The 22,895-nt window shown below is 45.9% G+C and carries 37 protein-coding genes; 2 read left to right on the top strand and 35 right to left on the bottom strand.

The genetic code is table 11. The annotated features are described in order from the left end of the window. Window positions 1–9 precede the first annotated feature (9 nt). On the bottom strand, window positions 10–735 hold the full coding sequence (locus ICN21_RS00585) for a cytochrome c (protein ID WP_215296117.1): 726 nt from the start codon (window positions 733–735) through the stop codon (window positions 10–12). A gap of 115 nt (window positions 736–850) precedes the next feature. Between ICN21_RS00585 and yihA the strand changes: the two genes are divergently transcribed. Together yihA and hemB are read left to right on the top strand one after the other, a co-directional pair. Then, window positions 851–1,516: a ribosome biogenesis GTP-binding protein YihA/YsxC gene (gene yihA, locus ICN21_RS00580; RefSeq protein ID WP_216175967.1), complete on the top strand. Its 666-nt coding sequence runs from the start codon at window positions 851–853 to the stop codon at window positions 1,514–1,516. Continuing rightward, a complete protein-coding gene (gene hemB / locus ICN21_RS00575) occupies window positions 1,500–2,519 on the top strand; it encodes a porphobilinogen synthase (protein ID WP_216176022.1) in 1,020 nt (339 codons plus the stop codon). Before yihA ends, hemB begins: the two co-directional genes overlap by 17 nt. On the opposite strand, the gene ICN21_RS00570 is transcribed toward hemB, so the two are convergent. The 34 genes from ICN21_RS00570 to fusA all read right to left on the bottom strand — a co-directional run bounded on the left by ICN21_RS00570 (window position 2,508) and on the right by fusA (window position 22,889). Next, entirely contained in the window at window positions 2,508–3,002 is a 495-nt protein-coding gene (locus ICN21_RS00570; protein WP_216175966.1) for an MOSC domain-containing protein, read from the bottom strand. The genes hemB and ICN21_RS00570 overlap by 12 nt on opposite strands. Before the next feature lie 5 nt (window positions 3,003–3,007). Beyond that, window positions 3,008–4,681 (bottom strand): protein-disulfide reductase DsbD, encoded by a 1,674-nt coding sequence (gene dsbD, locus ICN21_RS00565; RefSeq protein WP_216175965.1) that lies wholly within the window; start codon window positions 4,679–4,681, stop codon window positions 3,008–3,010. Beyond that, the gene (gene cutA, locus ICN21_RS00560; RefSeq protein ID WP_216175964.1) at window positions 4,678–5,040 is read right to left on the bottom strand and encodes a divalent-cation tolerance protein CutA; all 363 of its coding nucleotides are present in this window, start codon (window positions 5,038–5,040) and stop codon (window positions 4,678–4,680) included. Before cutA ends, dsbD begins: the two co-directional genes overlap by 4 nt. Window positions 5,041–5,108: 68 nt before the next feature. Further along, window positions 5,109–5,504, bottom strand: coding sequence for a 50S ribosomal protein L17 (gene rplQ, locus ICN21_RS00555; protein WP_087908811.1), 396 nt, complete (start codon window positions 5,502–5,504; stop codon window positions 5,109–5,111). A 16-nt stretch (window positions 5,505–5,520) separates the two neighbouring features. Next, window positions 5,521–6,501: a DNA-directed RNA polymerase subunit alpha gene (rpoA, locus tag ICN21_RS00550; protein WP_215319470.1), complete on the bottom strand. Its 981-nt coding sequence runs from the start codon at window positions 6,499–6,501 to the stop codon at window positions 5,521–5,523. A 23-nt stretch (window positions 6,502–6,524) separates the two neighbouring features. Continuing rightward, window positions 6,525–7,148, bottom strand: coding sequence for a 30S ribosomal protein S4 (rpsD, locus tag ICN21_RS00545; protein ID WP_173954863.1), 624 nt, complete (start codon window positions 7,146–7,148; stop codon window positions 6,525–6,527). A gap of 116 nt (window positions 7,149–7,264) precedes the next feature. Continuing rightward, window positions 7,265–7,672, bottom strand: a complete 408-nt coding sequence (gene rpsK / locus ICN21_RS00540; RefSeq protein ID WP_088525623.1) for a 30S ribosomal protein S11 — start codon at window positions 7,670–7,672, stop codon at window positions 7,265–7,267. 18 nt (window positions 7,673–7,690) lie between these two features. Beyond that, window positions 7,691–8,056 (bottom strand): 30S ribosomal protein S13, encoded by a 366-nt coding sequence (gene rpsM, locus ICN21_RS00535; protein WP_215296111.1) that lies wholly within the window; start codon window positions 8,054–8,056, stop codon window positions 7,691–7,693. A 24-nt stretch (window positions 8,057–8,080) separates the two neighbouring features. After that, window positions 8,081–8,197: a 50S ribosomal protein L36 gene (gene rpmJ / locus ICN21_RS00530; protein WP_012357167.1), complete on the bottom strand. Its 117-nt coding sequence runs from the start codon at window positions 8,195–8,197 to the stop codon at window positions 8,081–8,083. Between the two features lie 34 nt (window positions 8,198–8,231). Continuing rightward, the gene (infA, locus tag ICN21_RS00525; RefSeq protein WP_015420252.1) at window positions 8,232–8,450 is read right to left on the bottom strand and encodes a translation initiation factor IF-1; all 219 of its coding nucleotides are present in this window, start codon (window positions 8,448–8,450) and stop codon (window positions 8,232–8,234) included. A gap of 4 nt (window positions 8,451–8,454) precedes the next feature. Next, the gene (gene secY, locus ICN21_RS00520; protein WP_216175963.1) at window positions 8,455–9,792 is read right to left on the bottom strand and encodes a preprotein translocase subunit SecY; all 1,338 of its coding nucleotides are present in this window, start codon (window positions 9,790–9,792) and stop codon (window positions 8,455–8,457) included. 18 nt (window positions 9,793–9,810) lie between these two features. Next, on the bottom strand, window positions 9,811–10,251 hold the full coding sequence (rplO, locus tag ICN21_RS00515) for a 50S ribosomal protein L15 (protein WP_215296109.1): 441 nt from the start codon (window positions 10,249–10,251) through the stop codon (window positions 9,811–9,813). A gap of 27 nt (window positions 10,252–10,278) precedes the next feature. Beyond that, window positions 10,279–10,467, bottom strand: a complete 189-nt coding sequence (gene rpmD / locus ICN21_RS00510) for a 50S ribosomal protein L30 (protein ID WP_215296108.1) — start codon at window positions 10,465–10,467, stop codon at window positions 10,279–10,281. A gap of 24 nt (window positions 10,468–10,491) precedes the next feature. After that, entirely contained in the window at window positions 10,492–11,010 is a 519-nt protein-coding gene (rpsE, locus tag ICN21_RS00505) for a 30S ribosomal protein S5 (RefSeq protein WP_068947703.1), read from the bottom strand. An 18-nt stretch (window positions 11,011–11,028) separates the two neighbouring features. Then, the gene (gene rplR / locus ICN21_RS00500) at window positions 11,029–11,382 is read right to left on the bottom strand and encodes a 50S ribosomal protein L18 (protein WP_215296107.1); all 354 of its coding nucleotides are present in this window, start codon (window positions 11,380–11,382) and stop codon (window positions 11,029–11,031) included. A gap of 13 nt (window positions 11,383–11,395) precedes the next feature. Next, window positions 11,396–11,929 (bottom strand): 50S ribosomal protein L6, encoded by a 534-nt coding sequence (gene rplF / locus ICN21_RS00495; RefSeq protein ID WP_215296106.1) that lies wholly within the window; start codon window positions 11,927–11,929, stop codon window positions 11,396–11,398. Window positions 11,930–11,939: 10 nt separating this feature from the next. Beyond that, entirely contained in the window at window positions 11,940–12,335 is a 396-nt protein-coding gene (gene rpsH / locus ICN21_RS00490; protein WP_215296105.1) for a 30S ribosomal protein S8, read from the bottom strand. Window positions 12,336–12,359: 24 nt separating this feature from the next. Then, the gene (gene rpsN, locus ICN21_RS00485; RefSeq protein WP_011901913.1) at window positions 12,360–12,665 is read right to left on the bottom strand and encodes a 30S ribosomal protein S14; all 306 of its coding nucleotides are present in this window, start codon (window positions 12,663–12,665) and stop codon (window positions 12,360–12,362) included. Between the two features lie 9 nt (window positions 12,666–12,674). After that, the gene (rplE, locus tag ICN21_RS00480) at window positions 12,675–13,217 is read right to left on the bottom strand and encodes a 50S ribosomal protein L5 (RefSeq protein WP_215296104.1); all 543 of its coding nucleotides are present in this window, start codon (window positions 13,215–13,217) and stop codon (window positions 12,675–12,677) included. A 16-nt stretch (window positions 13,218–13,233) separates the two neighbouring features. Continuing rightward, entirely contained in the window at window positions 13,234–13,542 is a 309-nt protein-coding gene (gene rplX, locus ICN21_RS00475) for a 50S ribosomal protein L24 (protein ID WP_215296103.1), read from the bottom strand. 9 nt (window positions 13,543–13,551) lie between these two features. After that, a complete protein-coding gene (gene rplN / locus ICN21_RS00470) occupies window positions 13,552–13,920 on the bottom strand; it encodes a 50S ribosomal protein L14 (RefSeq protein WP_087908804.1) in 369 nt (122 codons plus the stop codon). A gap of 184 nt (window positions 13,921–14,104) precedes the next feature. Continuing rightward, complete coding sequence (gene rpsQ, locus ICN21_RS00465) at window positions 14,105–14,374, bottom strand: 30S ribosomal protein S17 (protein WP_215296102.1); 270 nt, start codon at window positions 14,372–14,374, stop codon at window positions 14,105–14,107. A 12-nt stretch (window positions 14,375–14,386) separates the two neighbouring features. Then, window positions 14,387–14,581, bottom strand: a complete 195-nt coding sequence (gene rpmC / locus ICN21_RS00460) for a 50S ribosomal protein L29 (RefSeq protein WP_216175961.1) — start codon at window positions 14,579–14,581, stop codon at window positions 14,387–14,389. Between the two features lie 14 nt (window positions 14,582–14,595). Then, window positions 14,596–15,009, bottom strand: a complete 414-nt coding sequence (gene rplP, locus ICN21_RS00455; protein ID WP_071464443.1) for a 50S ribosomal protein L16 — start codon at window positions 15,007–15,009, stop codon at window positions 14,596–14,598. Window positions 15,010–15,011: 2 nt separating this feature from the next. Further along, window positions 15,012–15,839 (bottom strand): 30S ribosomal protein S3, encoded by an 828-nt coding sequence (rpsC, locus tag ICN21_RS00450; RefSeq protein WP_215296100.1) that lies wholly within the window; start codon window positions 15,837–15,839, stop codon window positions 15,012–15,014. An 8-nt stretch (window positions 15,840–15,847) separates the two neighbouring features. Further along, window positions 15,848–16,180 (bottom strand): 50S ribosomal protein L22, encoded by a 333-nt coding sequence (rplV, locus tag ICN21_RS00445; RefSeq protein ID WP_197712017.1) that lies wholly within the window; start codon window positions 16,178–16,180, stop codon window positions 15,848–15,850. Between the two features lie 7 nt (window positions 16,181–16,187). Next, window positions 16,188–16,466, bottom strand: a complete 279-nt coding sequence (rpsS, locus tag ICN21_RS00440) for a 30S ribosomal protein S19 (protein WP_087908800.1) — start codon at window positions 16,464–16,466, stop codon at window positions 16,188–16,190. A 19-nt stretch (window positions 16,467–16,485) separates the two neighbouring features. After that, entirely contained in the window at window positions 16,486–17,316 is an 831-nt protein-coding gene (gene rplB, locus ICN21_RS00435) for a 50S ribosomal protein L2 (protein WP_087908799.1), read from the bottom strand. Window positions 17,317–17,318: 2 nt separating this feature from the next. After that, entirely contained in the window at window positions 17,319–17,633 is a 315-nt protein-coding gene (rplW, locus tag ICN21_RS00430; protein ID WP_068947693.1) for a 50S ribosomal protein L23, read from the bottom strand. Then, window positions 17,630–18,250, bottom strand: coding sequence for a 50S ribosomal protein L4 (gene rplD, locus ICN21_RS00425; protein WP_087908798.1), 621 nt, complete (start codon window positions 18,248–18,250; stop codon window positions 17,630–17,632). Before rplD ends, rplW begins: the two co-directional genes overlap by 4 nt. A gap of 11 nt (window positions 18,251–18,261) precedes the next feature. Continuing rightward, window positions 18,262–18,918: a 50S ribosomal protein L3 gene (gene rplC, locus ICN21_RS00420; protein WP_215297226.1), complete on the bottom strand. Its 657-nt coding sequence runs from the start codon at window positions 18,916–18,918 to the stop codon at window positions 18,262–18,264. A 197-nt stretch (window positions 18,919–19,115) separates the two neighbouring features. Next, on the bottom strand, window positions 19,116–19,427 hold the full coding sequence (gene rpsJ, locus ICN21_RS00415) for a 30S ribosomal protein S10 (protein WP_011901899.1): 312 nt from the start codon (window positions 19,425–19,427) through the stop codon (window positions 19,116–19,118). A 117-nt stretch (window positions 19,428–19,544) separates the two neighbouring features. Continuing rightward, a complete protein-coding gene (gene tuf, locus ICN21_RS00410; RefSeq protein WP_215296093.1) occupies window positions 19,545–20,735 on the bottom strand; it encodes an elongation factor Tu in 1,191 nt (396 codons plus the stop codon). Window positions 20,736–20,786: 51 nt separating this feature from the next. Further along, entirely contained in the window at window positions 20,787–22,889 is a 2,103-nt protein-coding gene (gene fusA / locus ICN21_RS00405) for an elongation factor G (RefSeq protein WP_215296099.1), read from the bottom strand. Window positions 22,890–22,895: the final 6 nt, after the last annotated feature.

The following is a 22,895-nucleotide window of genomic DNA, read 5'->3' as shown; positions in this document are numbered from 1 at the left end:
GAAAATAGCTTAGTGCAAACCAGCCATGTAGTCAGCAACCGCTTTCATTTCTTGATCAGACAGCTTAGTAGCAATCGTCGTCATTTGGCTGCTGTTTTTACGAACACCTTCGCGGAAAGCTAGCAACTGTGCATTGGTGTATTCAGCCCACTGGCCACCCAAGAGCGGATACTGCGCAGGAATACCAGCACCCGTTGGGCTGTGGCATGCTGCACAAGCAGGAACGCCTTTTGCTGCAATACCACCACGATAAATACTTTGACCTAACTCAATCGTGTCTTTGTTTTGTGCAACACCTTGTGAAATCGATTGCTTAGCTAAATAGGCAGCAATATTTTGCATATCTTGTTCGGTCAAAGTGGCAGCCATACCCATCATGATTGGGTTAGCACGACTACCTTCTTTAAAGTTCTTCAACTGCTTGGCTGTATAGGCCGCATGCTGAGCAGAGAGTTTTGGCCATGCACCGACTGCGCTTTGGCCTTTAGGGCCATGGCAAGTGATACAGGCAGTAACGCCACGCGTTGCATCGCCGTTTGAATATAAAGTCTCACCAACAGCTGGATCAGTTTTTGGCTTGCCTGGAACCGCAGCCTTAGCTTCAGCAGCTGGAGCCATAGGTGCAGCATCAGCTGCAATTGCCACGCCAGAAGCGCCAACTAGGGCGAAAATGGAAAGGGCTACAAAACCAGCACGCAAGCTAGTGAATTTGGAGATTTGGGAGGTTTGACGCATTATGTTTACCTTGGCAAAAATTCCTAAAAGTGTTTGGGCCCTACATTTACAACCTTTTTACCCAACACCATGAGATATTTCATGATTTGGCGTGATTTTACAATAGCTTCAGGACATGTCTAAACTCTTTCAAGCCCGATTCGCCACCACAGTCAATGACACCCATTGCCTGCCTGCCACACCCCTGCGTGAGGTAGCCTTTGCTGGTCGCTCAAATGCGGGTAAATCGAGCGCAATTAACGTCCTTTGTAACCAAAAAAGGCTTGCTTTTGCCAGTAAGACCCCTGGTCGGACCCAACACATCAACTATTTTGGTCTTTTCTCAAAAGACGACCTTTTAGCCTATTTAGTGGACTTACCAGGCTATGGCTATGCCGCCGTGAATCATGAGACCAAATACCACTGGAACGCCCTTCTCAGCGACTATTTACGAGAGCGCGAGCAATTAGTTGGTATGGTCCTGATTGTCGATGCGCGGCGCGGCATTACCGATCTTGATGAGCAAATGATTCAATGGTTTGTTCCAACAGGCAAACCGATTCATATCTTGCTCAGTAAGTGCGACAAACTCAATAAAAGCGAATGCAAACATGCTCTGGAGGCCGTCCGCAAACAACTCCAACAATACGACCCTGCGCTTCTAGAGGGCACTGGTGACTCCAAGCAACTTACGGCACAATTGTTCTCAAGCACCAAGCGTATTGGCCTTGAAGAGGCAGATAATTTAATTATTAAATGGCTATTTGAAGCAGAAACCCATGAAGATGAAATCACAAGCTAGCTCTTTACTTAACTTTCCAGAACATCGCCCTCGTCGTATGCGTCGCGATGATTGGTCACGTCGACTCATGCAAGAAAATAGCGTGTCTGCGAACGACTTGATCTATCCAGTCTTCTTACTAGAAGGCCAAGGCAAATCTGAGGCTGTTGCTTCCATGCCCGGCGTCAATCGTGTTTCATTAGATTTGTTATTGCCTGTTGCGCAAGAGTGTGTTGATCTAGGTATTCCAGTGCTAGCACTTTTTCCAGTAATAGATGCTTCGTTAAAAACACCTGATGGTAAAGAAGCATTCAATCCAAATGGCCTCATCCCTAATGCAGTTCGTGAACTCAAAAAACGTTTCCCGAATTTAGGCATCATGACGGACGTTGCGCTTGATCCGTATACAAGCCATGGTCAAGATGGCGTTCTCGATGAGCAAGGCCGTATTCTGAATGATGAGACTGCAGCGATCTTAGTAAAGCAGGCAGTTGCACAAGCAGAAGCTGGTGTCGATATCGTTGCACCATCAGACATGATGGATGGTCGTATTGGAAAAATTCGGGAAGCACTTGAGCAAAAGAATTTAATTCATACGCGCATCATGGCGTACTCCGCCAAATATGCATCGGCCTTTTATGGCCCATTTAGAGATGCAGTAGGTTCCGCCAAGAATCTCGGTAAGGCTGATAAGAAAACCTATCAAATGGATTGCGCCAATGGTGACGAGGCTTTGCGGGAGGTTGCACTAGATATTAGCGAAGGTGCAGATATGGTCATGGTCAAGCCTGGGATGCCTTATTTAGATATCGTGCGTCGTGTGAGAGAAGAGTTCGATTACCCCACTTATGCCTATCAAGTGAGCGGTGAATATGCGATGCTCAAAGCTGCTGCACAAAATGGTTGGCTCGATCACGATGCTGTCATGATGGAATCTTTACTTGCATTTAAACGTGCTGGTGCCGATGGTGTGCTGACTTACTTTGCGCTGGAAGCAGCAAGAATCATGAACTCAGGTAGGTGAAGCTTCTTTGAATTGATCGCCAATTCTGATTTGGCCAGAGTCTAAAATTTGGGCTCTAATACCACCCCTGTTTTTAAATGCAGAAATAAAATCAGACTTCTTGCTTAAACTCGCCGGGCGCTCACAAGGGATACATAATTCTGTAGCTTTTAGTCGAATTGAGCCCAGAAAAAATTCTTTTCCAACTAACTGATTGAGATCTTCTGCGCTCACACTCTCAATCACGATATTTCTTCTTGTTTCACTCGGAAGATAGGCCTTTAATCCGCCCGCCGCCAACTCTTCGTTAGCAACTTCAATTCCTGAAAGCGCAATCAGAGAAACATCCCTGATTTTTGCTGGAACAGAGTCAGAGAATGCGCCGATACCAAGCGCGTATCTATCGCCCTCAATTCCTACGCCAGGACTAAGTCTCGCAGCATCCCTTTTAATCATGGGCTCACCGGCCTGAGAGGCAATATAAATCGAGTGTATTTTGATCATAGTGATTAGTTCCGCAGCAACTTTTGCAAACGCTCAATGAAACGCTGAGGCGGCATATAGCCAATCACACGTTGCTTTTTTTGTTCTTCTGAGTTTGGGTTAAAGATCAAAATCCCCGGCGGACCAAATAATCCAAAACGTTTTAGTAGCGCCTGATTTTCTGGGCTGTTAGCAGTGACATCGGCTTGCAATAACACCAACTGCTTCAATTCTTTACTGACCTCTGGATTTGTAAAGGTGTTCACTTCCATTTCTTTGCAACTAATACACCAGTCTGCATAGAAATCTAACAAGACCCATTTTTGCTCTTGCTGCGCTTTCGTAAGTTGCGCATCTAATTCTGCTGGTGAATGAATCACCACAAAAGATAGCTCTCCTACCTGATGGATGCGTTGGCCATTGATTGTTTTGACAGATCCAATAGGTTCATTTTTCTGAATTAAAGGAGAGGCAATCCACGCTGCGGTAGCTACCAACAAGACACCCAAGGTACGCTGTAACCAGACCATCCAGATACCAGTTGAGGGAATCAAAATACGCGCCTCAATTGCAATAAAGAGGAGTGGCAAGCCCATGCCTAAGGCCATCACAAATAGCAATCCTGCGCCTAGACTCATAGAACCTGTCTGGGCGATAAACGCTAAAACACCTGCTAATGGGGCTGTAATACATGGGCTGGCAACCAAAGTAGAAATGCCGCCTAAGATAAAAGCGCCTAAAACGCTACCTCCCTTTTGGCGCCCAGCTAAACGATCAATATGGCGATGCCATGACTGAGGCAATCGTAGATCATAGAGGCCGAACAGGCTACCCGACAAAGCTAGTAGCAAGATTGCGAAGGCGGCTAGTGCAAGTGGACTTTGTAGTGCCCTTTGTACACTACCGCCAAGGGCCGCCATGAGGACCCCAGCCAAGGAATACACCAAGGCCATACCCAAGACATATGCAAGTGCAAGCAGGCTTGCGCGGCCCTTAGAGATCGCCTTACCGCCCTGCGTTCCGAAGATGACACTTGAGAGAATTGGCAGCATTGGTAAAACACAGGGCGTAAAAGCTAAAGCGAGCCCTAAAACAAAGAAAGCAAGAAATAAATAGCCAGTTGATGTGCCCTCTAAAAAACGGGTAATCGCATTAACGTCGTCTCGTTCGCGCCATAAATCAGTCAAGCTCAAATCAGCTTGGGTGTTAACAGCAGCCTGGGCCCCATCAAGCACTTCAGGTATTGGCGCTGCTCTAACACCAGGGCCCGCTAATAGAAATTTTAGAGTCATGGGTGGATAGCAAATACCAGCCTCTGCACAACCCTGCAAACCTAGCTCAATATGAATAGGCCTACCAGAGGCCGGATTAACATCCAATAGAACCACAAAAGGCTGCTTATACACTTGCAGTTTTTTCTGAAAAGTTTCATCAAACTTTTCTATACCCTTTGGCAATGCAGGCCTTGTTATATATAGCTTTCCGAGCTCAGTTCCCACTTGAAATTGGAGTGATTCTTGATAGAGGTAATAGCCCTTAGCAGGCATAAACTCAATCTCAACTTGCTTGGAGTTTTCCAACCAATTAGCCTCGACCCGAAATGCTTTTTCTGGTGGCAAAAAATCAGTTGCAGCAAAAACTGGTGTCATTAACAGCGAAAGTGCTGTGATAACCATTCTCAGAAAGGATTGCATTCTCATATCTTCGAATTTACCTCAGCTTCTACCCACTCACCGTATTGCTGTGCATATTGTGCTGGTGAAAAAGCCAGAATTTCGGGAAGGTCATAAGGATTTCGAGCTTCAATAAAGCTCGAAATCTCTGGCCATTTACTACTGATAGTTTTCGCTGATAGAAGAATTTCTTGTTCTTCACAAATCTTCCCTTCCCAGCGATAAATAGAATGGACGCCATCAATCAGTTGCACGCACGCAGCAATCTTTTGCTCCACTAAAGCGCGAGCTAAGCTTTTGGCAATCTCCATATTAGGCAGGCTTGTGACCACCACCAGAAGCTGATTGGGATTAACAGGGGCGGTAACTGAGGGGTTTTGAGGCATACCGTATTTATAAACCTATCAATGAAAAAAGCCAGACCGAAGCCTGGCTTTTTGCGTATCTAAGAGACTTAAGCCTCTTCAGCTACAACTGCTGTTTCTTCAACTTCTGGACGGTCAACCAACTCAACCAATGCCATAGGCGCATTGTCGCCATGACGGAAGCCAAACTTCAAAATACGAAGATAGCCACCTGGACGTGTTGCGTAACGTGGGCCGAGCTCTGTGAAGAGTTTAGCCACGATATCGCGATCACGAGTGCGATTAAATGCCAAGCGACGGTTTGCTAAGTTGTCTTTTTTACCCAAGGTAATCAAAGGCTCAACAACCATGCGCAATTCTTTTGCTTTTGGCAAAGTGGTTTTAATCACTTCATGCTCCAAAAGAGAATTGGACATATTGCGCAACATCGCCAGACGATGTGAAGATGTTCTATTTAGTTTGCGTAAGCCGTTTCCGTGACGCATGATGCTTCCTTTCTAATTATTTCTCGAGGTTAGCTGGAGGCCAGCTTTCGAGTTTCATGCCAAGACTTAAGCCACGAGCAGCCAATACATCTTTGATTTCATTCAAAGACTTACGACCCAAATTAGGCGTCTTCAACAATTCATTCTCTGTACGTTGAATCAAGTCACCGATGTAGTAAATGTTCTCAGCCTTCAAGCAGTTTGCAGAGCGAACTGTGAGTTCGAGATCATCAACTGGACGCATCAACATTGGATCAACCATTGAAGAGCGACTTGGTGCAAGATCACCAGACACTTCACTGCTCTCAAGAGCTGCGAATACAACCAACTGATCCACCAAGATGCTAGCCGCTTGACGAATTGCTTCTTCAGGAGACAATACACCGTTTGTTTCGATGGTCATTACGAGACGATCGAGGTCGGTACGTTGCTCAACACGAGCAGATTCAACAGCATAGCTAACGCGGCTTACTGGACTAAATGAGGCATCCAATACGATACGGCCAATGATCTTAGTAGTCTCGTCGTTGTATTGACGCACATTACCAGGAACATAACCACGACCTTTTTCAACCTTAATCTGCATATCTAACTTGCCACCAGCAGACAAGTGAGCGATCACGTGATCAGGATTGATGATTTCTACATCATGTGGCAAATCGATATCTTTTGCAGTAACAACGCCTGGGCCTTCTTTACGCAAATTGATAGTGACTTCGTCACGGGATTGCAACTTAAATACGATTCCCTTGAGGTTGAGCAAGAGGTTTACAACGTCCTCTTGCACGCCATCCAATGTGGAATATTCATGAACTACACCTGCAATAGCTACTTCAGTTGGTGCATAACCAACCATCGAGGACAAGAGTACGCGACGTAATGCATTTCCGAGTGTGTGGCCATAGCCACGCTCGAACGGCTCCATAACAACCTTAGCTTGGTTGGCGGAAAGCGCTTCAACAGAAATAATTTTTGGCTTGAGCAAATTTGTTTGCATATTTTTTCCTTGATAGTGCCTAATTAGCGTGAATACAATTCGACGATCAAACTTTCATTAATTTCACCGCTAATATCTTCGCGGTCGGGCACTTGCTTAAATGTTCCTTCCAGCTTAGCTGCATCAACTGAAACCCAGGTAACTGCAGACATTTGCTGAACCAAATTGAGTGATTCTGTAATACGCGCTTGCTTCTTCGCTTTTTCACGAATTGCAACCACATCACCAGGCTTAACTTGGATGGATGGAATATTCACTGCGCTGCCATTGAGCATGATGGCGCCATGAGAAACTAACTGACGTGCTTCAGCACGTGTTGAACCAAAGCCCATGCGATACACCACGTTGTCGAGACGTGACTCTAGCAATTGGAGCAATGTTTCGCCAGTATTGCCCTTACGACGCTCAGCTTCTGCGAAGTAACGACGAAATTGACGCTCTAATACGCCATAGATACGCTTAACCTTTTGCTTTTCACGCAACTGATTACCGTAGTCTGATGTTCTTGAGCCAGATGTACGACCATGTTGACCAGGCTTAGTATCTAACTTGCACTTGTCTGACAGGGCGCGACGTGCGCTCTTTAAAAATAAGTCGGTACCTTCCCGACGTGCTAATTTGGCCTTAGGCCCTAAGTAACGTGCCACGATGCTTTCCTTTCTTTGCCGCAGTCTTGCGACCGGCGGTGAGTTCACCCTTTAAATCAGATGAACGGTGGGCTTTAATAAAAAACTACTAAAACTTGTACTGCCAACTTCCTAGCTTAGATACGACGACGCTTAGGAGGACGGCAACCGTTGTGAGGAACTGGAGTGACGTCTTGAATCTCAGTGATCTTGATCCCCAATGAGTTCAATGCACGAACTGCTGATTCACGACCTGGGCCTGGGCCTTTGATCTGAACTTCCAAGTTCTTGATACCGCATTCAACGGCAGCTTTACCAGCAACTTCAGCCGCTACTTGAGCAGCAAAAGGTGTTGACTTACGTGAGCCTTTGAAGCCTTGGCCGCCAGAAGTTGCCCATGAAAGCGCATTTCCTTGACGATCAGTGATCGTAATAATGGTGTTGTTAAAAGAAGCATGAACGTGTGCAATACCGTCAGCAACGTTCTTTTTAACCTTCTTACGAGTGCGCTGTGAAGCGGCGGAAGCGGATTGTTGTTTTGCCATGTCAATAAACTTTCTTGATTATTTCTTCAGTGCGATGCCGGACTTACGTGGGCCCTTACGGGTACGCGCATTGGTCTTGGTACGTTGACCACGAACAGGCAAGCCTTTACGATGACGCACACCACGGTAGCAACCTAAGTCCATCAAACGCTTGATGCTCATAGTTACTTCTCGACGAAGGTCACCTTCGGTAATGAACTTACCTACTTCATCACGCAACTTTTCCAAGTCAGCGTCAGTAAGATCTTTAACTTTTTTATCGATTGCAACACCTGTGGTTTGGCAAATTTTGTGAGCACGAGTTGTGCCAATGCCAAAAATTGCTGTTAAACCGATAACAGTATGTTGATGATTTGGGATGTTTACCCCAGCGATACGTGCCATGAGATTTCCTCTTAATTAACCAGATCAGCCTTGACGCTGCTTATGACGTGCGTCTGAAGAACAGATCACGCGCACAACGCGTTTGCGCTTAATGATCTTGCAATTTCTGCAAATACACTTAACGGATGCTAAAACTTTCATAACTCACCTCTTAAAAATAGGTACTACTTAATCTTTACTTCGCTCGGAAAATGATTCTGGCGCGCGTCAGGTCGTAAGGAGTCATCTCCACCGTTACCTTATCTCCCGGCAAAATACGAATGTAGTGCATCCGCATCTTTCCAGAAATGTGCCCTAGAACCACATGTCCGTTTTCTAGCTTCACGCGAAACATCGCGTTCGGCAAATTCTCAATAATCTCTCCCGCCATCTGAATAACATCGTCTTTAGACATTCAGTTAAGCGCCCATCTTAAAGTTGGCTTTTTTCATCAAAGAGCCGTACTGCTGTTGCATCACGTATGACTGAACTTGAGCCATGAAATCCATTGCAACAACCACAATAATCAACAATGAAGTACCGCCAAAATAGAACGGCACGTTGTACTTCAACACTAAAAATTCTGGTAATAAACAAACCAAAACCATGTAAATTGCACCAGCCAAAGTTAAGCGCACCAGGATCTTATCGATATATCGTGCTGTTTGATCGCCTGGACGAATACCCGGCACAAATGCACCGCTCTTCTTCAAGTTATCTGCTGTCTCACGACTGTTAAATACCAATGCGGTGTAGAAGAAACAGAAGAAGATGATCGCTGCAGCATACAAAATTGTGTACACAGGCTGGCCAGGAGCTAATGTTGCTGCCAAGTCTTTAATGATTCTGCTAAACATGTTGGTTGGCTCACCTGAAGTAAACCAGCCAGCAATCGTTGCAGGGAACAAAATAATTGAAGACGCAAAAATTGGAGGAATAACGCCTGCCATGTTTAACTTCAATGGGAAGTAAGAAGATTGGCCACCGTAAACCTTATTGCCAACCTGGCGCTTAGCGTAGTTCACTAAGATACGACGCTGACCGCGCTCTACAAATACCACAAAATAAGTCACTGCTACGCAAATGACAACGATGAGTAATGCAGAAATGATATTCATCGAGCCAGTACGTACTAGCTCTAATAAGCTAGCTAAAGCGTTTGGCAAACCAGAGACGATGCCGCCAAAAATAATGATGGAAATACCGTTACCCAAACCACGCTCAGTGATTTGCTCGCCAAGCCACATCAAGAACATCGTGCCAGTTACCAGAGTCACTACAGTATTGATTTCAAACATCAAACCTGGATTAACTACTAGCCCTGGCTGAGCTTGCAAAGCAACAGAGATTCCTAATGCCTGGAAGGTTGCTAAAAGCACAGTGCCATAACGGGTGTACTGAGTAATCTTGCGCTGACCAGCCTGGCCTTCTTTTTTCAAGGACTCTAATGAAGGCACCACAATAGTCATTAACTGCATGATGATCGATGCAGAAATATAAGGCATGATTCCCAGGGCAAATACAGTAAAGCGAGATAACGCACCGCCTGAGAACAAGTTAAACATTCCCAAGATACCGTCTTTTTGGCCAGCAAATAACTGTGCTAGCTGGTCTGGATCAATACCCGGAACTGGAATATGGGCACCTAAACGGAAGACGAGCAAAGCCAACACCAAGAAAATCAAGCGTTGACGTAATTCGCCAAACTTGCCTCCTGCTGTTGCAGTGCCTGAGTTATTGGTAGGTGCTAATGCCATTTTGAGTAAAAAGACCTATTACGCTGCTTCAACCAATTTGCCGCCAGCCGCTTCAATAGCTGCTTTTGCGCCAGCAGTTGCTGTAATGCCCTTAAGGGTTACAGCAATCTTGATTTCACCAGTCTTAATTACCTTCACTGCATTAATTTGTTCGCCAGCAAAGCCATGAGCCTTCAATGTCAACAAGTCCACTTCTGGCAAGTTGATTTTTGCTAAGTCGTTCAAAGTAATTTGGCCAACATGACGACGTGTCAAAGACACGAAACCGCGTTTAGGCAAACGACGATACATAGGCATCTGGCCACCTTCGAATCCAACCTTGTGGAATCCGCCGGAACGAGATTTTTGACCTTTGTGACCACGGCCAGCAGTTTTACCAAGGCCAGAACCAATGCCGCGACCTACGCGACGACGGTTTTTCTTGGAGCCCTCTGCGGGCTTGAGTGTATTGAGTTCCATATTCTTCGCCTATTTACTTGCTAGTTATCAGCCAACGACCTTAACTAGATAAGAAACTTTATTAATCATGCCGCGAACAGCTGGCGTATCTTCCAATTCAGAAACTGAATTAATACGACCAAGGCCTAAGCCACGCACAGTTGCACGGTGGCTTTCACGAGTACCGATCAAGCTGCGCACTAATTGCAGTTTGACTTTGGAGTTTGATTTTGTCATTTGTAGAGTCCTAATCTTTTGGTCTTAGCCGAGAATCTCTTCAACTGACTTACCGCGCTTAGCAGCAATCTCAGCAGGAGTACTCATCTTGCTCAAACCATCAATCGTTGCGCGAACCAAGTTGTACGGGTTTGTAGAGCCCAGGGACTTAGCAACTACGTTGGTTACACCCATTACGTCGAAAATTGCGCGCATTGGGCCGCCAGCAATAATTCCAGTACCGTCTTTAGCTGGAGAAATCAAAACGCGTGAGGCGCCATGTTGACCAGTAACGGTATGCTGCAAAGTACCTTTACGTAAGGAAACTTTGATCATCTTGCGACGAGCTTCATCCATTGCTTTTTGAACAGCCACTGGAACTTCTTTTGATTTGCCTTTACCCATGCCGATGCGGCCATCGCCATCGCCAACTACAGTGAGTGCGGCAAAGCCAAGAATACGACCGCCCTTAACCACTTTAGTTACACGATTAACAGCGATCATCTTCTCGCGAAGACCATCATCACGCTCTTCGTTTTGCATCTTAGTTTGCATTTTTGCCATGTTTTTTCCTAAACCCTATTAGAACTTCAGGCCGGCTTCACGCGCAGCTTCAGCTAAGGCCTTAATACGGCCGTGGTAACGATGACCGGAACGATCAAAAGCAACATCAACAATGCCTGCCTTAACAGCACGCTCAGCAACTAACTTGCCGATTTGTTTCGCTGCATCAGCGTTGCCGCCGTTTTTGATCGCTTGGCGCAATTCTTTTTCCATTGTTGAAGCAGCTGCCACAACTTTGGTTCCGCATGGGCTATATACCTGAGCAGAAATATGAGTATTGCTACGGATGACTGTTAAGCGATTTGCCATTGCTTCGGCAATGCGAATACGAGTCTGCCGAGCGCGTCTTTGTCTGGATTCGTCTTTATTCATTTTCTAATCTCGCTTACTTCTTCTTAGTTTCTTTCAGATGCACAACCTCATCCACGTAGCGAACACCTTTGCCTTTGTATGGCTCTGGTGAACGGTATGCGCGAACTTCCGCTGCAACCTGGCCAACTTGTTGCTTGTTGGAGCCTTTAATAATGATTTCAGTTTGCGATGGAGTCTCAGCTTTTACACCCTTTGGCAGGTTGTAAATAATGTCGTGTGAAAAACCCAACTGCAACTTCAATGTTTCGCCTTGGGCTTGGGCACGATAACCAACACCTACCAAGCTGAGCTTGCGCTCAAAGCCAGCAGTAACGCCAACAACCATGTTATTGACCAAAGCACGTGCCGTACCTGACTGTGCACCAGCTTCTGGTGAGTCGTTGTTGACAACTACTGTCAATACGCCATCTGCTTGTTTCAAACCAACAGCAGGATGCAAGTTGTGTGTCAATGTGCCCAAAGGACCTTTAACAGTAATGTTTGCACCGTTGATGCTGATTTCAGCGCCCTTAGGAACTGTAATTGGTGATTTACCTACGCGGGACATATTTCGCTCCTTAAGCTACGTAGCAAATAACTTCGCCGCCCACGCCTGTTGCACGTGCTTTACGGTCTGTCATTACGCCTTGAGGGGTTGAAATAATTGCAATGCCCAAGCCATTCATTACTTCTGGAATGTCATGACGTCCTTTATAGATACGTAGACTTGGTGTAGATACACGGTCAATACGCTCGATAACAGGACGGCCTGCATAGTATTTGAGATCAATGTGGAGCACTGGTTTAGCTGCTTCACCTTTGATTTCGAAACTTTCGATATAGCCTTCATCTTGCAAAACTTTTGCAATAGCTACTTTAACTTTTGACGACGGCATTGCGACCAAAGGCTTCTGCACTGCTTGCGCATTGCGGATCCGGGTCAACATGTCGGCGATTGGATCGCTGATACTCATGAGTTCTCCTAATTCTTTCGCCGCTTACCAGCTGGCCTTGGTTAAACCGGGGATTTCGCCACGGAAGGCGATTTCACGAATCTTGCTACGAGCCAAACCGAACTTACGGAATGTGCCGCGTGGGCGACCGGTTAATGAACAACGATTTCTTTGACGAATCGGGCTTGCGTTACGTGGAAGTGCCTGTAGCTTCAAGCGAGCTTCATAGCGCTCTTCATCGCTGCGCGATTGATCAGCAATGATCGCTTTGAGTTCAGCACGCTTAACAGCGTACTTCTCTACAGTTTTTGCGCGCTTATTCTCGCGCTCAATCAGGGATAGTTTTGCCACGTTAGCCTCTTAATTGCGGAAAGGGAATTTGAATGCTGCCAACAAAGCTTTTGCTTCTTCGTCGGTTTTAGCAGTCGTCGTAATACTGATATTGAGACCACGCAGGGCATCAATCTTGTCGTATTCGATTTCAGGGAAAATGATTTGTTCTTTAACGCCGATGTTGTAGTTGCCACGACCGTCAAATGCTTTGCCGGAGATACCGCGGAAGTCACGTACGCGTGGTAATGCAACAGTCACGAAACGATCCAAGAATTCGTACATGCGTTGACCACGCAATGTCACCATGGCACCAATTGGGTAGCCTTGACGAATTTTGAAACCAGCAATCGCTTTTTTAGCTTTAGTTACCACTGGCTTTTGGCCTGCAACTTTAGTTAAATCGCCAACTGCATTTTCGATAATTTTCTTGTCGTTCACTGCATCGCCCAAGCCCATATTCAGGGTCACTTTGGTGATACGTGGAACTTCCATTACAGACTTGTAACCAAACTTGGTAATCAAATCAGCAACAACTTTTTGTTGATAGTGTTCTTGAAAACGTGTGCTCATAATTTCTCCGTGCCCCTTATGCGCTTAATGTCGCGCCAGTGGTTTTGAGGAAACGCTGTTTTTTACCGTCAACGAGTTTGATACCAACACGTGATGGTTTGCCGTTACCGTCAACCAAGGCCACATTAGAAATGTGAACAGGCATAGTCTTGTCAATCATGCCGCCGGTTACACCAGCAGCTGGGTTTGGCTTAACGCTCTTTTTATAAATATTCACGCCTTCGATGACTAACTTCTCATCGAGAATGGCTGTAACAGTTCCTTGCTTGCCTTTATCACGGCCAGTCAACAGAACTACGGAATCACCTTTACGAATCTTTTTCATATCAGCCTCTTAAATCACTTCGGGGGCGAGAGAAACGATCTTCATGAACTTTTCAGTACGCAATTCGCGTGTAACTGGTCCAAAGATACGTGTGCCAATTGGCTCTAGCTTAGCGTTGAGCAATACCGCAGCGTTTGCATCGAACTTAATCAATGAACCGTCTGGACGGCGAACACCCTTAGCTGTTCTCACTACAACAGCGTTATAAATATCACCTTTTTTTACACGGCCACGTGGAGCGGCTGACTTAACAGTCACCTTAATGACATCACCAATACTGGCGTAACGACGCTTAGAGCCGCCCAATACCTTGATGCACAAAACTTCACTGGCGCCAGTGTTATCGGCGACCTGCAATCTACTTTCGGTTTGTATCATTTCTAATCCCCAACTTATTGGCCAAAGGCAAACAGTCTTGGTTCCGTCTATGGGCTTTAACGAAAATTAAAACCCGGAATTAATGAAAAACACTGCTTCTCCAATAAAACCAGAGAAGCCTTCTATTCTACTACGTAAAACAGGGATTTGGTAAGAAACTTCGCCAAAATCCCTTAAAAATACCTTAAATACCCTTTGAAGCCTCAACCAAACGGGTTACAACCCAAGATTTGGTGCGTGAAATTGGCTTAGATTCAGCAATTTCAACCGTATCACCCATCTTGTAGGTGCTAGTTTCGTCATGAGCGTGGTACTTTTTGGACTGGCCAACATACTTACCAATCACGGGATGCTTTACTTGACGCTCAACCAACACGGTCACAGTTTTTTGCATTTTGTCGCTAACAACGCGGCCCACGAGGGTGCGGCGTAAGGGTTTAGATAATTCTGTCATATCCCTTTTTCCTTATTTCTGCGCAGTCTTTTGGGCAATAAAAGTCTTCACACGAGCAATGTCGCGCTTCGTTTTACCCAATTGGCTGGTATTGGTGAGTTGCTGAGTGCCTTTTTGCATACGGAGCTTAAAGTTAGTCTTTAAGAGCTCTGTTAATTCTGCGTTCAAGCCAGTCAGATCTTTGGCTGCTAATTCTTTATTTTTCATAATCTCTATCCCGATCAACCTAAGTGGCGAATCACGAAAGTGGTCTGCAAAGGCAACTTAGCAGCAGCAAGCTTGAAAGCTTCGCGCGCCAAAGTCTCATCCACACCATCCATTTCGTAAAGCACTTTGCCTGGTTGAATTTCAGCTACGTAGTACTCTGGATTACCTTTACCGTTACCCATACGTACTTCAGCAGGTTTTTGTGAAATTGGCTTATCTGGGAAAATACGAATCCAGATACGACCACCACGTTTAATGTGGCGGGTCATTGCGCGACGTGCTGACTCGATTTGACGAGCAGTCAGACGGCCACGGCCAACGGCCTTCAAGCCAAAGTCACCAAAGGCTACAGAACTACCGCGTGTTGCCACGCCAGTGTTACGGCCTTTTTGTTCCTTACGATACTTACGACGCTTTGGTTGTAGCATGCTTACTCTCCTGACTTCTGCGTATCTGCGGCAGGTGCTTCAACCTTACGCACACGCTTTACTGCTGGTTTAGCAGCAACTAATGGCTTGTCAGCACCAGCAGCTGGTTTACGAGCAGCTGTTTTGCTTGGAGCACGACGAGTTTTCTTTTCTTCGGCGGCTGGTTCAGCGGATGGAGCGGCTACTTGAGCTTCTGCACCACGACCCAATGTGTCACCTTTGTAAACCCAAACTTTGACGCCGATGATGCCGTAGGTTGTTTCAGCTTCTGATGTTGCGTAGTCAATGTCAGCCTTCAATGTATGAAGTGGAACACGACCTTCACGGTACCATTCGCGACGAGCAATTTCTGCACCGTTCAAACGACCAGATGACATAATCTTGATACCTTGTGCGCCAAGACGCATTGCGCTTTGCATTGCACGCTTCATAGCACGACGGAACATGATGCGTTTTTCTAGCTGCTGAGTAATAGAGTCAGCAATTAATTGGGCATCTACTTCAGGCTTACGAATTTCTTCAATGTTCACGTGAACTGGAACACCCATGCGTTTTTGTAATTCACGACGGAGAACTTCAATATCTTCGCCTTTTTTACCAATCACAACACCTGGACGTGAGCTATAGATAGTGATGCGAGCGTTCTTAGCAGGACGCTCGATTACCACTTTACTAACGGAAGCATTCTTCAACTTCTTCTTCAAATAGCTGCGGACATCTACGTCCTCTTTCAGCATCTTTGCGAAGTCAGTGTTATTTGCATACCAACGTGATGTCCAATTCTTCGTTACCGCGAGTCGGAATCCGGTGGGATTAATCTTTTGGCCCATATCTTTCCTTAGTTACTCAAGGTCACGCTAATGTGACAAGTTTGTTTTTCGATTTGATTGCCACGACCCTTAGCACGTGCAGTGAAGCGCTTTAAGGAAGTTCCTTTATCAACGATTACCGCTGATACCTTGAGCTCATCAATGTCGGCACCTTTATTGTGTTCAGCATTTGCAATCGCTGATTCAACTACTTTTTTCACAATGAAGGCAGCTTTTTTGGGGCTGAAATTCAAAATGTTCAATGCGCGTGCAATTGGCAAACCACGAATTTGGTCTGCGACCAAACGTGTCTTTTGCGCAGAAATGCGGGCGCCCTTATGAATAGCTTTAACTTCCATCATCATCCCCTTACTTCTTCACAACTTTCTTGTCAGCAGCGTGACCTTTGAAAGTACGGGTCAAGGCAAATTCGCCTAACTTATGACCCACCATGTTTTCTGATACATAAACCGGAACGTGTTGACGACCGTTATGAACAGCAATTGTCAGACCGATAAAGTCTGGAAGAATTGTTGAACGGCGTGACCAAGTTTTGATCGGCTTTTTGTCTTTGTTGGCTTGTGCAACTTCAACTTTTTTTACTAAGCTGGCGTCGCAGAATGGGCCTTTTTTAGCTGAACGTGTCATATCTATTTATCCTTATCGCTTAACGTTTTTGACGACGTTGAACGATCATCGAAGTTGTGCGCTTATTGCGACGTGTGCGATAACCTTTGGTTGGGGTACCCCATGGAGATACAGGTACACGGCCTTCGCCAGTTCTACCTTCGCCACCACCGTGTGGGTGATCTACTGGGTTCATTGCCACACCGCGAACGGTTGGGCGAATACCACGCCAGCGATTTGCACCTGCTTTACCAATTTGACGCAAGCTGTGCTCTTCGTTACCAACTTCACCAATAGTGGCACGGCACTCAATCAGAACACGGCGAACTTCACCGGAGCGCAAACGCACTTGAGCGTATACGCCTTCACGAGCCAGCAATACTGCAGAACCACCAGCAGAGCGCGCTACTTGAGCACCTTTGCCTGGGAGGATTTCAACGCAGTGAATAGTGCTACCAACTGGAATGTTGCGAATTGGCAAATTATTACCAGATTTGATTGGTGCCTCAGAACCATTCATGATTGCTTGACCAACAGTCATGCCTTTAGCAGCAGGAATGTAGCGACGCTCACCATCAGCAAACACGATCAATGCAATATTTGCACTGCGGTTTGGATCGTATTCCAAGCGTTCAACTTTTGCTGGAATGCCATCTTTGTCGTTGCGTTTGAAATCAACAACACGATAGTGATGCTTATGACCACCACCTTTATGACGGGTAGTGATATGGCCATTATTGTTACGACCCGCTTTTTGGAATTGTGGCTCTACCAACGCTGCAAAAGGCTTACCTTTATGCAGGTCAGGATTGACCACCTTGACCATTGAACGACGACCTGGTGAGGTCGGTTTTGTCTTCATCAAAGGCATGATTAATTCGCCTCCGCTTCAAAGTTAATTTCTTGACCTGGCTTCAAATTCACATAGGCCTTCTTGGTGTGGTCACGACGACCTTCAAAACGGCCATAGCGCTTAGGCTTACCCTTTTGATTCACGATTTGAACTGAGTCAACTTGCACTTTGAAGAGCAATTCAACTGCTTGTTTTACATCGCTCTTGTTTGCATCGCGAGCTACTTGGAAAACTACTTGTTCGTTTTTCTCTGCAACCATAGTGGCTTTCTCAGAGATAACAGGACCAAGCAGAACCTTCATCAGGTTGTGATCGTTTTTACGGACTTGGCTCATTTCAGCAACTCCTCAATTTTTGCGATCGCTGCTTTGCTGACCAATACTTTTTTGTATTGAACCAAAGCTAATGGATCAGCGTGCTGTGGCTCAACCACGGCAACTTTATGCAAGTTACGTGATGCCAAGTACAAATTCTCGCTAACCTGATCAACAATAATCAAGACTGAATCCAAGCCCATTGCCTTAACTTTGTCAGCCAAAACTTTAGTCTTTGGAGCATCAAGATTAAATTGATCAACGACATTCAAACGACCTTCGCGAGCTAACTGAGACAAGATAGATCTCATACCAGCGCGGTACATTTTCTTATTTACTTTTTGGCTGAAATTCTCTTCTGGAGAATTCGGGAATATACGACCACCTCCACGCCACAGCGGGGAAGAGCTCATACCAGCACGTGCACGACCAGTACCTTTTTGACGCCAAGGTTTCTTGGTGGTGTGCTTAACTTGCTCACGGTCTTTTTGTGCACGGTTACCACTACGTGCATTTGCTTGATAAGCCACTACAACTTGGTGTACCAATGCTTCGTTATATTCGCGTTCGAATACTTCTGGTGAAGCTTGCACGCCTGCACCTAAAGTACCGTTGTCTTGGAGAAGCTTAAGTTCCATATTCGCTCTCCTTATTTCTTCTTCAACGGTGTCTTCACCGCTGGAGTAACAATCACTTTACCGCCTGGGGCACCTGGAATAGCGCCTTTAACCATGATGAGATTACGTTCTGCATCAATGCGTGCGATGACTAAATTTTGTACGGTACGGGTAACGTCACCAAGGTGGCCAGTCATGCGCTTACCTGGGAAAACACGACCAGGATCTTGCGCCATACCGATTGAACCTGGTACGTTATGTGAACGTGAGTTACCGTGGGATGCGCGACCAGAAGCAAAGTGATAACGCTTAATGGTACCAGCGTAACCTTTACCGATCGATACGCCTTGCACGTCCACTTTTTGACCAGCCGTAAATGCAGCGTCAGCAGGAATTACTTGTCCTGGTGTCATTTCTGCAATTTTTGCTGCGTCTAATTGGAATTCGTTGAGACCATTACCAGCCAACACCCCTGCTTTAGCGAAGTGACCAGCCATTGCTTTGGTAACGCGAGTAGCTCTACGTGTGCCATGTGCCAACTGGATAGCATCATAGCCATCAGTTGCCTGGGTCTTGATTTGAGCGATTCTGTTGTCGCTCACGTCGATTACGGTCACAGGAATTGAATCCCCTTCGTCCGTAAATAGACGGGTCATGCCGACCTTGCGGCCGATTAAGCCTAAGCTCATATTCATGCTCCACGCCGACTACGATTGGTCGGCAAAATTAATTTAAGTGATTTACAAGTAAAAGTACTTCTAAATCAATAACTTACAACATTTTTAATGCTGATACAGCCTAAAATATCGCCCAAATAAATCAGCGTAGCCTTAGATTCTATCCTGAAATGCCGATCTTGACAAGCAAAAAGACCGGAAACTACAAATTACTGCAACTTAATTTCGACGTCCACACCTGCTGGAAGGTCTAATTTCATCAAAGCATCTACCGTTTTCTCTGTAGGATCAACGATATCCATTAAACGGAGATGGGTACGGATCTCCAATTGATCACGAGATGTCTTGTTCACGTGTGGTGAACGCAAGATATCAAAACGCTCAATACGAGTTGGCAAAGGAACTGGACCCTTAACAACTGCACCAGTACGCTTAGCTGTGTCAACGATTTCAGCTGCAGACTGGTCGATCAAACGGTAATCAAATGCTTTAAGGCGAATACGAATTTTTTGGTTTTGCATATTAATTCCAAAGAGCGGTGTGGTGCTGCCACGTTATACATCTAAAGAGCACGGTGACATCAGCAGCACTGATGTCACCGGTTAGCAAACCGCTAAATATTATTTACTACCACTTCCTTAAGCCAAAATCTTTGCAACCACACCGGCGCCAACAGTACGGCCACCTTCACGGATCGCAAAACGTAAACCTTCTTCCATCGCGATAGGGGCGATGAGTTTGACGGTAATCGTGACGTTATCACCAGGCATGACCATTTCTTTGTCTTTTGGCAACTCAATAGAGCCAGTTACGTCCGTTGTGCGGAAGTAAAACTGAGGACGATAGTTGTTAAAGAATGGTGTATGACGGCCACCTTCATCTTTACCCAAGATGTAAACCTCGGCTGTAAAGTGAGTATGGGGGGTGATTGAACCAGGTTTAGCCAATACTTGGCCGCGCTCAACTTCTTCACGTTTTGTACCGCGTAACAAGATACCCACGTTATCGCCTGCTTGACCTTGGTCGAGCAATTTGCGGAACATTTCAACACCAGTACAAGTAGTTTTGAGAGTTGGTTTGATACCAACGATTTCAATCTCTTCGCCAACTTTAACGATACCGCGCTCAATACGACCAGTCACTACAGTACCGCGACCGGAGATAGAGAACACGTCTTCTACTGGCATCAAGAACGCACCATCAATGGCACGCTCTGGAGTTGGGATGTAAGTATCAAGGGCTTCAGCCAATTTCATGATGGCTTCTTTACCCAATGGGCCTTCGTCGCCTTCTAAGGCTAACTTAGCAGAACCTTGGATGATCGGTGTGTCATCGCCTGGGAAGTCATATTTAGACAGAAGTTCACGCACTTCCATTTCAACTAACTCGAGCAATTCAGCATCATCAACCATGTCGCACTTGTTTAAGAACACCACGATGTACGGAACACCGACTTGGCGTGCCAAGAGGATGTGCTCACGCGTTTGTGGCATTGGGCCATCAGCTGCAGAGCAAACCAAAATCGCGCCGTCCATCTGAGCAGCGCCTGTAATCATGTTCTTAACGTAGTCAGCATGTCCTGGGCAGTCAACGTGAGCGTAGTGACGGTTTGCAGTCTCATACTCAACGTGCGCAGTATTAATCGTAATACCACGGGCTTTTTCTTCAGGAGCAGCATCGATCTGATCGTAAGCTTTTGCTTCGCCACCGAATGCTTTTGAGAGCACAGTTGCAATTGCTGCTGTCAAGGTCGTTTTACCGTGGTCAACGTGACCGATAGTGCCTACGTTTACGTGCGGTTTTGTCCGCTCGAATTTTTCTTTTGCCATTTTTGTTCTGCCTTCTTTAGCTAATCAATATTCAAAATTAATGTGGATAAATTACTTCGCTTTAGCAGCCATAACTGCTTCAGCAACGTTCTTCGGTGCTTCGGAATAATGCTTAAATTCCATGGTGTAGGTAGCGCGACCTTGGGTCAACGAGCGCAAGCCAGTTGAGTAACCAAACATCTCTGCCAACGGCACTTCAGCACGAACGATCTTGCCGCCGCCTGGAATGTCATCCATACCTTGCAAAATACCGCGACGGGATGAGAGGTCACCCATTACGTTACCCATGAAATCTTCTGGTGTTTCAACTTCAACAGCCATCATTGGTTCAAGCAATACTGGAGATGCTTTACGCATTCCATCTTTGAACGCCATTGAGCCTGCCATCTTAAATGCGTTTTCGTTGGAGTCAACGTCGTGGTATGAACCAAAGAACAATGTCGCTTTGATATCTACTACTGGATAGCCAGCCAAAATACCGGAGTTCAATGTCTCGATAATGCCTTTTTCTACTGCAGGAATGTATTCACGTGGAACTACGCCGCCCTTAATAGCATCAACGAATTCAAAACCTTTGCCTGGGGCTTGTGGCTCTAACTTCAAAACCACGTGACCGTATTGACCACGACCACCAGACTGCTTAACAAATTTACCTTCGATCTCTTCGCAAACCTTACGAATGGTTTCGCGGTATGCAACTTGTGGCTTACCAACAGTGGCTTCAACGCTGAATTCACGCTTCATACGATCAACCAAAATTTCCAAGTGGAGCTCGCCCATACCGGAAATAATGGTTTGGCCTGACTCTTCATCAGTCTTCACGCGGAAAGAAGGATCTTCTTGTGCCAAGCGATTCAAAGCAAGACCCATTTTTTCTTGGTCAGCTTTTGTCTTTGGCTCAACCGCTTGTGAGATCACTGGCTCTGGGAATACCATGCGCTCCAAAATCACGATGCTATCTGGATCACACAATGTTTCGCCAGTTGTCGCGTCTTTTAGACCAACTGCTGCAGCAATATCGCCTGCGTACACTTCTTTAATTTCTTCACGTTGGTTTGCATGCATCTGCAACAAACGGCCAACACGCTCTTTCTTGCCCTTGATTGGGTTGTAGATCGTGTCACCAGACTTCATGACGCCTGAGTAAACGCGGAAGAAAATGAGCTGGCCAACAAATGGGTCAGTCATGATCTTAAATGCCAATGCAGAAAACTTGGCGCTATCAGAGGCTTCACGAGTTGCAGGTGTACCGTCTTCCAATTCGCAAGGAACTGGTGGCACATCTAATGGGGATGGCAACAACTCAACTACTGCGTCCAACATCGCCTGAACACCTTTGTTTTTGAAAGCAGTTCCACACAACATTGGAACGATTTCATTGGCAATAGTGCGTTGACGCAATGCGCCTTTAATTTCTTCTTCGGTCAAGCCTTCGCCACCGAGATACTTTTCCATCAACTCTTCTGAGCTTTCAGCAGCAGCTTCGAGCATCTTCTCGCGCCACTCTTCAGCAGAAGCTTGCAATTCAGCAGGGATTTCTTCGTAGGTGAATTTGGTACCTTGTGAAGCCTCATCCCAATAGATGGCCTTCATCTTTACTAAGTCCACAACGCCTTTAAAGTTTTCTTCTGCGCCGATTGGAATCTGGATCAAGATTGGGTTTGCCTTGAGACGAGTCTTCATTTGGTCATAGACCTTGAAGAAGTTCGCACCAGTGCGGTCCATCTTGTTTACAAATGCCAAGCGTGGAACTTGATACTTGTTTGCTTGACGCCAAACTGTTTCTGATTGTGGCTGTACTCCACCTACCGCACAGTAAACCATGCAAGCACCATCCAAAACACGCATTGAGCGCTCAACTTCAATCGTGAAATCTACGTGCCCTGGAGTATCGATAATGTTGATACGGTGCTCAGGCATTGTTCCTGCCATACCCTTCCAGAAAGTGGTGGTAGCAGCAGAAGTAATCGTGATACCACGCTCTTGCTCTTGCTCCATCCAGTCCATGGTAGCTGCGCCATCATGCACTTCACCGATTTTGTGGTTAACACCGGTGTAGAACAAAACGCGTTCTGTGGTTGTTGTCTTGCCTGCGTCAATATGCGCAGAAATACCAATATTGCGGTATTTGTCGATGGGAGTTTTACGTGCCACTGTTGG

Source organism: Polynucleobacter sp. AP-Feld-500C-C5 (genome assembly GCF_018882265.1).
In the GTDB taxonomy this organism is placed as follows: domain Bacteria; phylum Pseudomonadota; class Gammaproteobacteria; order Burkholderiales; family Burkholderiaceae; genus Polynucleobacter.
Note: the sequence above shows the minus strand (reverse complement) of the source record. Positions and strands in the feature narration are given on the sequence as shown.